The organism is Vibrio sp. EA2, assembly GCF_033042495.1.
Lineage (GTDB): Bacteria > Pseudomonadota > Gammaproteobacteria > Enterobacterales > Vibrionaceae > Vibrio.
In genome coordinates this window covers 123,176-138,232 of the sequence record NZ_JAWLID010000003.1, presented here as the reverse complement: position 1 = coordinate 138,232, position 15,057 = coordinate 123,176, and the positions used below count along the sequence as shown (strand labels likewise).

The 15,057-nt window shown below is 45.7% G+C and carries 14 protein-coding genes; 3 read left to right on the top strand and 11 right to left on the bottom strand.

Annotated features, from left to right (window positions below; translation table 11 throughout):
- Nucleotides 1–63: 63 nt before the first annotated feature.
- The 11 genes from deoB to RXX31_RS08545 form a co-directional block, all read right to left on the bottom strand.
- Complete coding sequence (deoB, locus tag RXX31_RS08595) at nucleotides 64–1,284, bottom strand: phosphopentomutase (RefSeq protein WP_317588747.1); 1,221 nt, start codon at nucleotides 1,282–1,284, stop codon at nucleotides 64–66.
- A gap of 82 nt (nucleotides 1,285–1,366) precedes the next feature.
- Nucleotides 1,367–2,695: a thymidine phosphorylase gene (deoA, locus tag RXX31_RS08590; protein WP_317588746.1), complete on the bottom strand. Its 1,329-nt coding sequence runs from the start codon at nucleotides 2,693–2,695 to the stop codon at nucleotides 1,367–1,369.
- 93 nt (nucleotides 2,696–2,788) lie between these two features.
- Complete coding sequence (gene deoC, locus RXX31_RS08585; RefSeq protein WP_014232867.1) at nucleotides 2,789–3,565, bottom strand: deoxyribose-phosphate aldolase; 777 nt, start codon at nucleotides 3,563–3,565, stop codon at nucleotides 2,789–2,791.
- Nucleotides 3,566–4,104: 539 nt separating this feature from the next.
- A complete protein-coding gene (locus RXX31_RS08580) occupies nucleotides 4,105–5,388 on the bottom strand; it encodes a NupC/NupG family nucleoside CNT transporter (RefSeq protein WP_317588743.1) in 1,284 nt (427 codons plus the stop codon).
- Between the two features lie 204 nt (nucleotides 5,389–5,592).
- Nucleotides 5,593–6,366, bottom strand: a complete 774-nt coding sequence (locus RXX31_RS08575; protein WP_317588742.1) for a TatD family hydrolase — start codon at nucleotides 6,364–6,366, stop codon at nucleotides 5,593–5,595.
- Nucleotides 6,353–6,535, bottom strand: coding sequence for a DUF5363 family protein (locus RXX31_RS08570; RefSeq protein ID WP_317588741.1), 183 nt, complete (start codon nucleotides 6,533–6,535; stop codon nucleotides 6,353–6,355). Before RXX31_RS08570 ends, RXX31_RS08575 begins: the two co-directional genes overlap by 14 nt.
- A gap of 118 nt (nucleotides 6,536–6,653) precedes the next feature.
- The gene (gene prfC / locus RXX31_RS08565) at nucleotides 6,654–8,243 is read right to left on the bottom strand and encodes a peptide chain release factor 3 (protein ID WP_317588739.1); all 1,590 of its coding nucleotides are present in this window, start codon (nucleotides 8,241–8,243) and stop codon (nucleotides 6,654–6,656) included.
- Nucleotides 8,244–8,369: 126 nt separating this feature from the next.
- A complete protein-coding gene (gene rimI, locus RXX31_RS08560) occupies nucleotides 8,370–8,825 on the bottom strand; it encodes a ribosomal protein S18-alanine N-acetyltransferase (protein WP_317588738.1) in 456 nt (151 codons plus the stop codon).
- Between the two features lie 65 nt (nucleotides 8,826–8,890).
- Nucleotides 8,891–9,289, bottom strand: a complete 399-nt coding sequence (locus RXX31_RS08555) for a DNA polymerase III subunit psi (RefSeq protein WP_317588736.1) — start codon at nucleotides 9,287–9,289, stop codon at nucleotides 8,891–8,893.
- 291 nt (nucleotides 9,290–9,580) lie between these two features.
- Entirely contained in the window at nucleotides 9,581–10,084 is a 504-nt protein-coding gene (locus RXX31_RS08550) for an N-acetyltransferase (protein WP_317588734.1), read from the bottom strand.
- Nucleotides 10,068–10,595 carry an SCP2 domain-containing protein gene (locus RXX31_RS08545; RefSeq protein WP_317588733.1) on the bottom strand — a complete coding sequence of 176 codons (528 nt, stop codon included), beginning with the start codon at nucleotides 10,593–10,595 and terminating at the stop codon, nucleotides 10,068–10,070. Before RXX31_RS08545 ends, RXX31_RS08550 begins: the two co-directional genes overlap by 17 nt.
- A 352-nt stretch (nucleotides 10,596–10,947) precedes the next feature.
- Here RXX31_RS08545 and RXX31_RS08540 point away from each other — a divergent pair, with 352 nt between their 5' ends.
- The 3 genes from RXX31_RS08540 to RXX31_RS08530 all read left to right on the top strand — a co-directional run bounded on the left by RXX31_RS08540 (nucleotide 10,948) and on the right by RXX31_RS08530 (nucleotide 15,018).
- Nucleotides 10,948–12,987, top strand: coding sequence for an EAL domain-containing protein (locus tag RXX31_RS08540; protein ID WP_317588731.1), 2,040 nt, complete (start codon nucleotides 10,948–10,950; stop codon nucleotides 12,985–12,987).
- Between the two features lie 118 nt (nucleotides 12,988–13,105).
- Nucleotides 13,106–14,119 carry a peptidase U32 family protein gene (locus tag RXX31_RS08535; RefSeq protein WP_317588730.1) on the top strand — a complete coding sequence of 338 codons (1,014 nt, stop codon included), beginning with the start codon at nucleotides 13,106–13,108 and terminating at the stop codon, nucleotides 14,117–14,119.
- A gap of 20 nt (nucleotides 14,120–14,139) precedes the next feature.
- The gene (locus RXX31_RS08530; protein WP_317588729.1) at nucleotides 14,140–15,018 is read left to right on the top strand and encodes a U32 family peptidase; all 879 of its coding nucleotides are present in this window, start codon (nucleotides 14,140–14,142) and stop codon (nucleotides 15,016–15,018) included.
- Nucleotides 15,019–15,057 lie beyond the last annotated feature (39 nt).

The window sequence follows — 15,057 nt, the reverse complement described above, 5'->3', positions numbered from 1 at the left end:
TATTTTCATACTGCAAAGATAAAACTAGGAGCCAAATGCTCCTAGTTTTCAGTTACCTAATAATTATAGGAAGTTTTTACCGTAATCCATTGGTGATGTACCAAAGTGGCTCGCCAGTGTCTGGCCAATATCAGCAAACGTATCACGTAGGCCCAGAGAGCCAGCCGGTACCTTGTTGCCATAAACCAAAACTGGGATGTGTTCACGAGTATGATCAGTGCCCGGCCATGTTGGATCACAACCGTGGTCTGCAGTTAAGATAAGCACGTCGTCTTCATCCATTAGCTCTAGCACTTCGTTGATGCGACCATCAAAGTACTCAAGCGCGGCAGCGTAACCCGCCACATCACGACGGTGGCCATAAGCTGAATCGAAATCAACAAAGTTAGTGAATACGATGGTGTTATCTCCAGCTTCTTTGATCTGCTCTAGTGTCGCTTCAAACAGTGCTGGGATACCTGTTGCTTTCACTTTCTTAGTGATACCGCAGTTTGCGTAGATATCGGCAATCTTACCGATAGAAACCACATTGCCTTGCTTCTCATCTACCAGCTTTTGTAGAACCGTTGCTGATGGTGGCTCTACAGATAGGTCACGGCGGTTACCAGTACGCTCAAATTGACCTTTACCCGCGCCAATAAATGGACGGGCGATAACACGACCAATGTTGTAATCTTCCAGCTCTTCACGAGCGATTTGGCAGAGATCTAACAGACGATCCAGGCCGAATGTCTCTTCGTGACATGCGATTTGGAATACAGAGTCAGCAGATGTGTAGAAGATTGGCAAACCCGTCTTCATGTGCTCTTCACCCAAATCATCCAGTACTTGAGTACCAGAAGCATGGCAGTTACCTAAGTAGCCATCTAAGCCAGCACGCTCAAGAATGCGATTCGTCAACGCTTCAGGAAAGCTGTTGGTTTTGTCACTAAAGTAACCCCAATCAAATAGAACCGGCACACCAGCAATTTCCCAATGACCAGACGGAGTGTCTTTACCAGAAGACAGCTCAGCAGCGTGACCGTAGGCACCGATGATTTCTGCATCTGCGTCTAGACCAGGGGCAAAGCGACCTGTTGATTCTTTGTGCGCCATTGCCAAACCAAGTTTAGATAGGTTTGGAAGACGAAGTGCGCCTTGACGCTGATCGTTATCAGCTAACCCTTTTTCACACTGATCCGCGATATGACCAAGTGTGTCTGACCCTACATCACCAAAATCTTTTGCATCCGCAGTTGCGCCGATACCGAATGAGTCTAGTACTAAAATAAATGCTCTTTTCATTGCTTGTTCCTTCGGCCCACTCGGCAAGTTGCTATGGTGAGTAGACCTCATGTAATTACTTAATCAGTTAGGGTCTGTTGACCTAGATATCTTCTGCACGAATCTGACGGTAAACCTCTGGGGTTGGCGTGTACTCACCACCTACTTTGATTGCACTGCGTAGTGCTTTTGCCGCTTCTTCCCACTGCTCTTCAGTACGAGCGTGGATAACGGCCAAAGGCTTATCGCTGTCAGCGACTTCACCCAGGCGGATGAACTCGTCAAAACCAACTGCATAGTCAATTTCATCTGTCGCAACGCGGCGACCACCGCCCATCGCGACCACAGCCATACCGATAGCACGTGTATCCATTGCAGAAACGATGCCCGTTTCTGTCGCGTATACCGGTTTGATAATCTGTGCTTTTTCCAGGTAGTTTTCGTAGTTTTCTACGAAGTCTGCTGGGCCACCAAGACCGGCAACCATCTTGCCGAAGCACTCCGCCGCTTTACCGTTGTCGAGCACTTCCATTAGTTTCGCACGTGCGTCTTCGGTATTTTCTGCCAGCTTACCAAGCACCAGCATTTCTGCACATGATGCCATGGTGACTTCAAGTAGACGTGGGTTGCGGTATTCACCAGTCAGGAAACGAACCGCTTCACGAACTTCAACCGCATTACCGGCTGAAGACGCTAATACCTGGTTCATATCTGTCAGGATTGCTGTTGTTTTTGTGCCAGCGCCATTTGCTACCGCTACAATAGATTTAGCGAGTTCTTCTGATGCTTCATAGGTTGGCATGAATGCGCCTGAGCCAACTTTTACGTCCATCACTAGTGATTCCAAGCCCGCCGCCAGTTTCTTAGAAAGAATGGACGCGGTAATTAGCGAGATGTTATCTACAGTAGCCGTGATATCTCGGGTTGCGTACACACGCTTATCGGCTGGTGCCAAATCGCCAGTTTGACCGATGATTGCAACGCCTGCCTCTTTCGTCACCTGACCAAATACGTCGTTGGTTGGTGTGATGTTGTAGCCTGGGATTGACTCTAATTTATCGAGCGTACCGCCAGTATGGCCAAGCCCACGTCCAGAGATCATTGGAACGAAGCCACCACACGCCGCCACCATAGGGCCAAGCATGAGAGAAGTGACATCGCCAACACCACCGGTTGAGTGCTTATCGACAATAGGGCCGCCAAAGTTCATGTGGCTCCAGTCGATAACCATGCCTGAATCGCGCATTGCACAAGTCAGGGCAATACGCTCATCCATGGTCATTTCATTGAAGAAAATAGTCATAGCAAATGCCGCGATCTGACCTTCAGATACTGTGTTATTTGCTACGCCTTGAATAAAGAAGTTGATTTCGTCAGCAGAAAGAACTTCGCCGTCACGTTTTTTACGAATGATTTCTTGCGGTAAATACATTAGTGCCTCCCAAGCTCGATGAAAGCTGTGGTCAAAGTAGGACAGAAGGTTGGTAGCCCCCTGTTTGGGGCTACCAGTCAGACATTTTTAGAATTAGTACGCTGTTGGATCAGCCGTTTCGTCTGTTACTTCTAATGTATTTAATAGATTGGTTAGCAGGCTTGACGCTCCGAAACGGTAGTGACGCGCATCAACCCAGTTATCACCAAGGATTTCATCAGCCATTGCCAGGTAAGCCGCTGCGTCTTCAGCAGTACGCACACCACCTGCAGGTTTGAAGCCAACTGTTTCTGCTACACCCATATCGCGAATCACTTCAAGCATCATGCGCGCGTATTCTGGTGTTGCGTTAACAGGCACTTTACCTGTTGACGTTTTAATAAAGTCTGCACCCGCTTCGATACAGATTTGTGAAGCTTTCTTGATTAGTGCTTCTTCTTTTAGTTCACCCGTTTCGATGATCACTTTTAGAAGAATGTCACCACAGGCTTCTTTACATTGCTTAACCAGCTCAAAGCCCACTTTCTCGTCACCTGCCATTAGCGCACGGTATGGGAAAACCACGTCAACTTCGTCTGCACCGTAAGCAACTGCTGCTTTTGTTTCAGCAACTGCGATTTCGATGTCGTCATTTCCGTGTGGAAAGTTAGTCACAGTAGCAATGCGAACCTCTGGTGTACCTTGCTCACGAAGTGTCTTCTTAGCAATAGGAATAAAGCGAGGGTAAATACAGATTGCAGCCGTGTTACCTACTGCTGTTTTCGCGTCATGACACAGTGAGATCACTTTTGCATCAGTGTCATCATCATTCAGCGTAGTTAGATCCATAAGTTTTAGTGCACGTAGCGCTGCTGCTTTTAAATCGCTCATTTCTATCTCCGATCAATATTCAAAAAATTCACTACTCAGCCTTACATCACACCTCTAACTATAATCAACGAGCTGAGATTGTGTAAAAAATGACTCAGTAGTCTATTTATGAACGGACTTGGTTCCCTGAAGACTCGGCATAGTCAGCGAAAGTGTCATATGCCAATTGCTATCCTTGTCACCGCACAGTACCAGTTTGGACTATGGCACAACAATCTATGATTGCGGCGTCTTACTGGGCAATTCATTTGCCCATCGATTATGTAGTATTCATTACGTGATTAAGTATCAAACTTAACCACCATCCTGTGATTAATACATTATAGAGTTTCACCGCAAAACTGTAGCACCAAATAGAACGCAAACGGTTTGTATCTCAAAATTTCCAGATTTCTATTCTCTAGCTCGCCAGATAAGACTCGTTACCTTTAACTGCACTAAAAAATTTTCAGTCCTGAAAACGAAAAAAACCCCGCAGCAATTTCTTGCTACAGGGCATCATTTAACGTGGCGTCTATATATTAAGAACCCGTTCTAAATTATAGAGCTGCAAGGCTTAAGCAGAAGCCTGCAATTGTCGCAGCCATTAGGTTAGACAACGTACCAGCAAGTACTGCCTTAATACCCATGCGAGCGATATCTGGACGACGGCTTGGCGCTAGACCACCCAGACCACCTAGAAGGATCGCGATAGAAGAAAGGTTCGCGAAACCACACAGTGCAAATGAGATGATAGCTGTAGTCTTCTCAGACATTACTTCACCAGTTGCAGCAATTACTTGCGCGTTTTCACCGATGTAAGGCGTGAAGTTCAAGTAAGCCACGAATTCGTTCACAACGATTTTCTGACCGATGAATGAACCAGCGGTGATCGCTTCATCCCATGGAACACCAATTAGGAACGCCAGTGGAGAGAACGCGTAACCCAGGATTAGCTCTAGAGTCAGCTCAGGCATACCGAACCAACCGCCGATGCCACCTAGCATACCGTTGATTAGTGCAATCAAACCAACGAATGCGATTAGCATTGCACCTACGTTTAGCGCAAGTTGCAGACCAGAAGCCGCACCGCCCGCTGCTGCGTCGATAACGTTTACTGGTTTGTCGTCGCCACCGTCCATTGCTTCTTCAATGCTTTCATGAGGCTGATCTGTCTCAGGGTAAAGAATTTTAGCGAACAGTAGACCACCAGGTGCCGCCATGAATGATGCCGCAACTAGGTATTCCAGAGGCACACCCATAGAGGCGTAACCAGCGAGTACACCACCAGCAACAGAAGCCAAGCCACCACACATTACCGCAAATAGCTCAGATTGAGTCATTTTTGGAACGAATGGACGAACGACTAGAGGTGCTTCAGTTTGACCTACGAAAATGTTAGCTGCTGCTGACATTGATTCTGCACGAGAAGTGCCAAGCGCTTTTTGTAATGCGCCACCCAGAATCTTGATAACCCATTGCATAACGCCAATGTAGTATAGAACTGAGATCAGAGCAGAGAAGAAGATCAGTGTAGGAAGAACACGGAATGCGAAGACGAAACCACCGCCACCGAATACTTCGAACATCTTGTCAGACACAAGACCACCGAATAGGAATGATGAACCATCGTTACCGTAGTTGATAACGTTAGATACACCACTAGAGAAACCGTTCAGTAGATCACGGCCCCAAGGTACATACAGAACAAATGCACCTAATGCGAATTGGATAGCGAATGCACCACCCACAGTTCTAAAGTTGATAGCTTTGCGGTTAGATGAGAATGCGAATGCAATGGCAAGAAGCACTACCATACCAACCAGGCTCATAAACAGGCTCATAGTTTATGACTTCCTTATAAGTTATTTATTGGCGTGTAACAAAATGGAGCTATAAAAGCGGGGCAATTATACTCATGCATCATCAATTAAAGTAATGCCGCCCTCACACTTTCCCATAAGATTCATGATTGATTCAGCAATCTTTGTGATAAAACTCACAATAAAAAGGAAAACGTTTTCGAATCTAAACACTTTCTTTGAATTCTATTCACATATTGAGAAGGCAAAATTGCTATTTTTCCACAGTTGCGACGCAATCGATTGCTTTTCTCCGCTACGCAGCTCTACGAGCGTATTGAATACATGAATGAGTTTCGCTGGGTGATTTGGCTGCCCCTGATATCCAAGTATAGGCATATCTGGAGCGTCTGTTTCGATTAGTAGATGTTCAAGCGCTAATTTTTGAATGGCGTCGCGAGTTTTTTTGGCTCGTGGGTAAGTGATTGTCCCGCCTACTCCGATGAAAAAACCTAATCTGACCCATTCCATCGCTTGTTGATAGCTGCCAGCAAAAGCATGCACGACACCACCTTTAGGCAGCTTGGCCGCTTTAACCATTTGTATCAGCCGATTGTGCGCTTTTCTGCTATGCAGGATGATAGGAAGGTCAAAACGTCTGGCGAGCTCAAACTGTAGCTCAAGTGCTTTTTGTTGCAACTGAGGATCGACGTCAATCGCAAAATCTAATCCGCACTCGCCTATTGCAACGCACTGTGGCGCTTTTTGTTTTAGATAAAGTTCCAGTTCCGCAAAGTGCTGATCAAAGCTCTGCTCCAGAAAATACGGATGGAACCCGAGCGCATAATATAAGTGGGAATATCGCTTGGCTAAGCTTTGAATGTGTGACCAGTTTGAGGGTCCGACTGATGGTATCAGGATTCTGCTCACCCCTTGCTCTTGAGCAAGAGTCAGGTTGTGCTCAAAGTCATCCTGAAACACATCAAAATCAAAATGACAGTGCGTATCAAAGAGCTTCATCTTGTGACTTTCTATTACTCTCGGCGGATTTCGGTGCTGCGTTTTGCTCCTCACTCTGATGAGCCGGATCTGTTCGATAAGGTACACAACTGCGTTTTTGATCCGGCGTAAGTCCCATTTCTTTACACCAGTCGTCGTAGCGCTTAATGCCTCTTTTCAACCAATTCATTTTTCATCCTCACATAATATCAATCATTTCTGCCGATATAAAAACGCCCTTGACTAAGTCTATAGCCAAGGGCGTTTTAAAATCCAGTCGCTGAGTAGCGGACTTTAATTAACGTCGATTAGTGCTCACGAGTCGCACGGAAGTCAATATCCGGGAAGCGCTCTTTCGCAAGGTTGAGGTTAACCATCGTCGGTGCAATGTAGGTTAAGTTGTCACCACCATCGAGTGCTAAGTTTGTCTGGTTCTTACGTTGGAATTCATCCAGCTTCTTCGCATCGTCACACTCAACCCAGCGCGCCGTTGCCACATTAATACCTTCGTAAATCGCTTCTACGTTGTACTCAGACTTCAGACGAGCCACAACCACATCAAACTGAAGCACACCAACCGCACCCACGATTAGGTCGTTGTTTTGCAGTGGACGGAACACCTGGACCGCGCCTTCTTCAGACAACTGAACCAGACCTTTAAGTAGCTGTTTCTGCTTCAATGGATCTTTCAGGCGAATACGACGGAACAATTCCGGCGCAAAGTTAGGAATACCAGAGAATTTCAGTGATTCACCTTGCGTGAAAGTATCACCAATCTGGATAGTACCGTGGTTATGCAGACCAATGATGTCACCTGCATAGGCGTGTTCTGCACGAGCACGATCGCCCGCCATAAAGGTGACCGCATCAGAGATACTTACCTGCTTACCAAGACGAACGTGGTTCATCTTCATGCCTTGGGTGTAAGTACCCGATACAATGCGCATAAATGCGATACGGTCGCGGTGTTTTGGATCCATGTTTGCTTGGATCTTAAACACAAAGCCTGAAAACTTCTCTTCTGTTGCTTCAACGTCACGCTCAACCGCTTGACGTGTTTTCGGCGCTGGCGCCCATTCAGTCAAACCATCCAACATGTGGTCCACACCGAAGTTACCTAGTGCCGTACCAAAGTAAACAGGTGTGAGATCGCCCGTCAGGAATGATTCCAGTTCGAACTCTGGGCAAGCACCCATTACCAGCTCCAGCTCTTCACGTACGCTTTCTGCCAGACCCGCACCGACTTTTTCATCCAGTTCAGGGTTATCCAACCCTTTGATGATGCGCACTTCCTGAATCTCATGACCATGGCCAGATTCGTAAAGAATCGTCTCGTCACGGTGGATGTGGTACACACCTTTAAACTCTTTACCGCAGCCGATAGGCCAGGTAATTGGCGCACACATCATACCCAGTTCGTTTTCGACTTCGTCCAAAACTTCCATTGGATCGCGAACATCACGGTCAAGTTTGTTCATGAAGGTGACGATTGGTGTATCGCGAAGACGCGTAACTTCCATCAATTTGCGAGTACGATCCTCGACACCTTTCGCCGCATCGATAACCATCAAGCAAGAGTCAACGGCAGTTAGCGTACGGTACGTATCTTCAGAGAAATCTTCGTGTCCCGGCGTATCCAGCAGGTTTACCAGACGGTCGTTGTAAGGAAACTGCATCACAGAAGTGGTTACCGAGATACCACGTTCCTTTTCCATTTCCATCCAGTCAGATTTTGCATGCTGTGCATTACCACGACCTTTTACTGTACCTGCTTTTTGGATCGCGTTTCCGAATAAAAGTACTTTTTCGGTAATGGTGGTTTTACCCGCATCCGGGTGAGAAATAATAGCGAACGTTCTACGTTTAGACACTTCGCCTAGAAAAGGTGTATTTGACATGAAACTGGTCTTCTTTGATGTCTGAATGCCTGCTCAATTGCAAACACTCTTTGAGATTCAATTTTGCGCGGTATTCTCGCTTATTATTGCTTGAGGGGCAACTTCCCTAATGAAGTGTGTTGGCAGCTAATGGAAGAAGATGTAACTCATGATGATCGCATCTTCTTTTCCATTACCAGTTTTGGCTGGGTAATAATTGTAACGACGGTCTAACTCATTGAACCCTGCTTGTTCATAGATATGAATCGCCGCATGGTTACTTTCTCTTACTTCTAACCAGGCGCTTTCTGCTTTTACCTGTTCGCAATGCTCTAAAAATGCATCCAACAGTTTTTGTCCGTAGCCTTTGCCTTGTTGTGTTGGCGCTATCGCGATGTTCAACAACGTGACTTCGCCGACAATGTTCTGCGCATAAAAATAACCGAGAACTGTGTTGTCATCTAACATCACATGGTGGCAAGCTCCGCGACTGGATAAGTCCCGGACTAATGACTCAGCCCAAGGGTGAGAATGTGCTTGCTGTTCAATTTGCCAAACCTGATCCAAGTGCGCTTCACACATTGGAATAATTTCAATCGTCATGATTTAACCTATTTAACGCTTAGCTTGTAATTCGCAGTACGCACTGAGCTACATAGTTAGCTGCATTAAGAAAAAGAACAAATTTGTTGCCAAAGTGCTCTTTTTTGTTCGTTGTTACCATCAATGTCCTGAAGCAGCGGTGAAATAAGTTGCTTGATGTTTGGATTCGCATTCACATCACACCCGGCAAACCATATCCATTCCAGCTGGTGCTCCCCTAATGAAGATAGGCGTTCTGGCTCCAGATGCATGGCTTGGTCGAGGGTCAACTTCATACTCTTGAGTATTTTCTCGAATAGGATGGCTGATTCATTGACAGGACAGACTGGGGAAACCAGCAGAAGCTTACAAGCACTTGGCAGATCAATCGTTGGTGATTGATAGCCTGCTAATCTCTGCGGATGAATCAACTCCCAAGTGCTGATTCCCATTTCATGTAAATACTGTTTCTCGTTAATCGACATTTTTCGTCACCTGTTTGAACCCGGCAATACTATCAAATTATAGTGACGATACCCAATTTACTATTGCTTCAACTGGAGAGCAGTAGCCCCGTCATTCTGGACAGCGACGAAGGAGCGTGATTCAGAATCTAATGTCCGAACTCGTTATGACTAAAACTTTGTGCGCGCAGCTATTTAATTCCTAGGCTCGCTAAAATGACGCTCACCAATGAGAAATGAAAGTATGTTCAAACAAAAAGCAGCCAGCGGTTTTCCACTGACTGCTTTCTAAGTTGTATCTTGTCTTGGTGCTTATAAGTCGTCGAACTCAGGCGAATAATCAATGCGACCAGAACGTCCTGCACATTGGCCTTCAACAACTTCAGCAATACGGAACGCACCTTCAGGCACTTCCCATGCGCATTCAAATCCTAAATCAGCACAAGATTTAAAGCCCTGACGAGCGTAATAATCTGGGGAACCGAGCACAACACATACCGGATAACCAAAGTCGCGTAAAGAGTCGAAGCCTTCTTTAATCAACTCGGCAGCGATACCTTGGCGTCGATAGTCTTCGTGTACCGCTAATGGCGCAAGTCCTTGCCATGACAAATCTTCACCATTTAATGTAACTGGGCTAAATAAAGCGTGACCAATCACTTCCCCCTCATCGGTACACGCCACCAAAGACAAAGTCAGCTTGCTATTTTCACGTAAACGCATCACTAAATTAGCTTCTGCGTCAGTTGGAAAAGCGTGTTTCAATAAGCGGTCAATGGTAAGAATGTCCGCAGGGGCTTCAGTTCGAATAAGCATTCGCTACTCCGGGTTGTTGTGCAGGCTCTTGAACTCCTTTGTGGACAAAATCCGCTAATTGGTTCAGAGCGACTTGCATGGCTTTTGGTAACTGCTCTAAGTCCACACTGTCCATTAAGTTTTTCACCTCTAAGCCAAGCTCAGTGTCACCTTCAATCGAAAGGCGACGTTGGAAGAACAGTGTGTCAGGGTCTTCTTTACGACCAGCAATTAATACTAGATCGTTTAGGTTACCACTAAAACTCACATCTTCCTGAACTGGTTTTTCAGCAACCAGTAAGTTTTCATCTTGATAGCTGATGTACCATGCTAAGTTCAAGTCTTTAATCGCAACTTTTAACCACTTATCTTGCAGAAATTCAAAATCGCCATCGTCCAGCGACTCTTTGAATATCATATTAAGTCCTTCAAGTAAGGCCTTTTTCTGCACCGTTTGTGGTAATAACTGGACTGGAGAGCGCAAGATATTGGCTGCGTTCTTGACTAGTTGACTGCGAATCTTGTTTAACACGTTCATTATCCGTTACTTTATCATCGGGGCAATCATATTACGCAATTGTGTGAATCTGATACCTGTTATGCATCAATAAACGGTTTGTTTTCATTTGGCCATAAATGCTTCGTTTTTTGAACTTACGTGTATTATTGATGAGAACAATGAGATAAACGCTTTAATAACTCAATTTTCAAAGCTATAGTGACCGACCGTATTTTGGTGATTGTTGGCAACGCAATTTAAGTAAGTCAATGACTTAACGAGCTGAGCTCAGTTCTTGCGTTAAACTTCACCGGAGCGAACTTTCTCAACTAGCACGTTTAAAACGGACGAATAATCTGGCTCATCGGAGATCGGTAATAACCTCATGCCTTCCCAGCAATTACAACATTGGTTTGCCACGCTAACCTCAAATAGCCCTTTCTTTTTCGCCATTCTTGATAAAAAACACAATTATCGAATGGTGAATGATCGCTATTGTGATATCGCCGGATTGAGTAATGAAGCGCTCATCGGACTCAACGACGTCCACGTTTTAGGAGAGCAGTTTTACAAAAAGCTCGCCCCTTATTATCAACGCGCCTTCGATGGTACACATGTTGAAGCAGAGATTACGCTGGATGAAACGGATCTAGAAACCAGCCTGCATTTTAGTTTGTCGCCGGTTTATGAAGAAAGTGATGTAAAGTTTGTGGTTTTTCATGCCGTCGATACCTCAGAGAAACACATCCTTGTTCGTTCCCTTGAAGAATCAGAGAGCAAATTTTCCAAGCTCACTCAACTGTTGCCCGACGGCTTATTGCTTATCGAAGAAGATGTCATTATTGCGGCAAACCCGGCATCAGCAAGGTTACTCGGAATCAACTCGCCTCACGATTTACTTGGAGAAAAGCTCAGCCGTTTATTCATTGATGAAAGCACCAAAAAGGTCTTTAGCCATCCTTTAAGTACACTGATTTCTGACAAGCCTTTTATTTGCCTGACCAGCGCGCGATGTGGATTTGAACGCAAAGTACAGCTTCATGCCGATTCAACTGCCATATTAGGCAGTGCGTCACAAATCGTTCTGATTCAAGATGCTGACAATGCGCCAAAGCATTTATCCGCCGCATTTAGTGAAGATGCGAATATTGATTCATTGACCAAGTTGTACAACCGTTTTGGTTTTACTAAACGCCTGGAACAACTGATCAAAAAACAGACACCACTACTGCTCTTCTATCTGGATATCGATAACTTTAAAAATATCAATGACTCACTTGGCCATCATATTGGTGACAAGGTAATTCAAGAGGTCTCGGCGCGCCTGAAGCGTTTATTACCAAGTCAGGCAATTATCGGTCATTTGGGTAGTGATGAATTCGGCATTATTTTACCTGAGCCTGAAAACGCTCGTATGGCAGAGATTCTGTCTGATCGCATTATTTCTCTGATCAATCAGCCTTTCGACTTACATCACTTTAGCAAACGCCTTGCGTGTTCAATTGGCAGCGTTCTCTATCCAGAAGATGGTCAAGATGCTCGGATTCTGCTGCAAAATGCCGATACCGCGATGTACGAGGCAAAAGATCGTGGCCGCAATCGACTGATCAAATTTAACGATCAGATGAACAAAGAAGCGCGCATGCGTTTGTGGCTGGAAATCGAATTACAAAAAGCACTGCAACAAAATGGCCTCGAAGTTTGGTATCAGCCCAAAGTCAACGCACGAGATTTCAGTATCAACGGCGCAGAAGCCCTGGTGCGTTGGAAACACCCTGTCGAAGGCTACATAAGCCCTGGCGCATTCATTCCCGTAGCCGAGCGAGCAGGATTGATCGAGCACCTGGGACGAGTGGTGATGCGTGATGTGTTTAACACAGTAAAACGCTGGAAGCAGCAAAACGTTTTACCTGGACGTGTCGCGATAAACTTATCACCAGAGCAGTTTGGTAACCCACAGCTGATTGATTTTATGGAAAAGTTATTGCGCACCACCGACCTCGATCCAAGCTGTATCACCTTTGAGCTTACAGAAAGCGCAGTAATGAGCGACAGCGAACATACATTACAGATGCTAAACGCCATCAAGAAGCTGGGCTTTGCCCTATCTATTGATGACTTTGGGACTGGCTATTCGTCTCTGTCTTACTTAGCCCGCTTCCCTATAGATGAGCTCAAAATCGACCGAGCATTTATTAACGATATTGACACCTTACCCAAGCAGGTAACCGTTATCGAAAACATCATCAATCTCGGTAAATCACTCGATTTATCCGTTGTTGCGGAAGGGGTAGAAACCCACCAGCAAGCGACGTTGCTTTCTAACCTGCAATGTCACTCTATTCAGGGCTTCCACTTTTACCGCCCGCAACCTAAACAGGAAATTGAAGAGCTCTTTGTGCAAAATCGTCGCCACAAGAACTGACTCGTTACTCCCAAAGAGTAAATATTGAGTTTATTGAGCTAAACCTAACTTAGGTCAATTTTGCTATTCATAATCCTTCATAAAATGCGGACACCTTTTTCTCAATGATTATGAGCATATGGAACTCTTGTGTCCTGCGGGCAACCTGCCTGCATTAAAGACTGCGATTGATTGTGGTGCAGATGCCGTTTACATCGGCTTTAAAGACGATACCAATGCACGTCACTTTGCTGGATTAAACTTTAACGGCAAAAAGCTAGAGAAAGCGGTGCAATACGTTCATGACCGCAATAAAAAAATCCACGTAGCACTCAACACATTCGCCCATCCAAATGGCTTTGAACGCTGGACGAACGCCGTAGACAACGCAGCTTCATTAGGTGTTGATGCGCTGATTGTCGCTGACATTGCGGTACTGGAATATGCGGCCCGCAAATATCCAGAGTTAGAGCTTCACCTCTCAGTACAAGCGTCTGCAACCAATGTCGCAGCCATTGAGTTCTATAAACAGAATTTCAACGTAAAACGGGTCGTACTGCCACGTGTGCTCTCTATTCATCAGGTTAAACAGTTGTCGCGCAATATCACCAGCGATGTAGAGCTTGAGGTGTTTGCCTTTGGTAGTTTGTGCATCATGTCTGAAGGTCGTTGTTATCTGTCGTCTTACATGACTGGTGAGTCACCAAACACGGTAGGCGCTTGCTCTCCGGCTAAGTACGTGCGCTGGCAAGAGACCGAACAAGGGTTGGAATCCCGACTCAACAACATTCTGATTGATCGTTACAGTGACGGTGAAAATGCCGGTTATCCGACCTTGTGTAAAGGCCGCTTTGAAGCGGAAATCGAAGGCGAGAAAAAGCGCTACCACGCACTGGAAGAGCCAACCAGCCTGAATACGCTTTCTATGCTTCCTGAATTGTTTGCAGCCAATGTTGCTTCAGTAAAAATTGAAGGACGTCAGCGCAGCCCTGCTTATGTAGAACAAGTAACCCGCACCTGGCGAGCGGCGATTGATCGCTACCAAGCCAACCCTGAAGCTTACCAAGTGGAAGCAGCATGGGATGCGGCACTGGCAAATGTGTCTGAAGGTACACAAACCACACTAGGTGCTTATCACCGTCAATGGCAATAGAGGTTAAGATGGATAATTCAATGAAATATGCACTGGGTCCATTACTCTATTTTTGGCCCAAACAAGATGTAGAAGCCTTCTATCAGCAAGCAAAAAAGAGTACCGCGGACATCATCTATTTAGGGGAGAGTGTCTGCTCTAAACGTCGAGAGATGAAACCAGCCCATTGGTTTGATATCGCGAAAGAGCTCTCCGCTGCCGGAAAACAGGTCGTGCTCTCAACTATGGCGCTGCTGGAAGCACCAAGTGAAGTCAACATTATGAAGAAGTACATTGATAATGGTGATTTCGCGATCGAAGCCAATGATGTCTCTGCAGTTCAGTTAGCCGCAGAACACCGAGTACCATTTATTGTTGGCCCGGCAATTAATACCTACAATGCACATACACTGAACCTATTTCTCAAACAGGGAATGACTCGCTGGTGTATGCCTGTTGAACTGTCACGCGACTGGTTGAGTGACACCTTAGCGCAATGTGAGGGCCTTGGTATCCGTAATAAGTTTGAAGTGGAAGTGTTCAGCCATGGCTATCTGCCACTAGCCTACTCTGCTCGTTGCTTTACGGCTCGAGCTGAGAACCGCGCAAAAGACGATTGCGAGACCTGCTGCATTAAGTACCCAACAGGCATTCAGGTCAGAAGCCAAGAGGGCCAAGAAGTTTTCAATCTTAATGGCATCCAAACTCAGTCTGGTTACTGCTATAACTTAATCAATGATTTACCTGGCATGCAGGGATTAGTGGATGTGGTACGACTTAGCCCACTTGGCATCAGCACCTTATCTGAATTAGAGCAATTCCGCGCTAATGAAAAAGGCGAAAAGCCTCAGAAGCTGGAAAGTCGTCAATGCAATGGTTACTGGCATCAGCTAGCCGGTCTGGACGTCAAAAATATCTGACTCTAAAAGTGAATAGTAAAGCGAGGTCAATACCTCGCT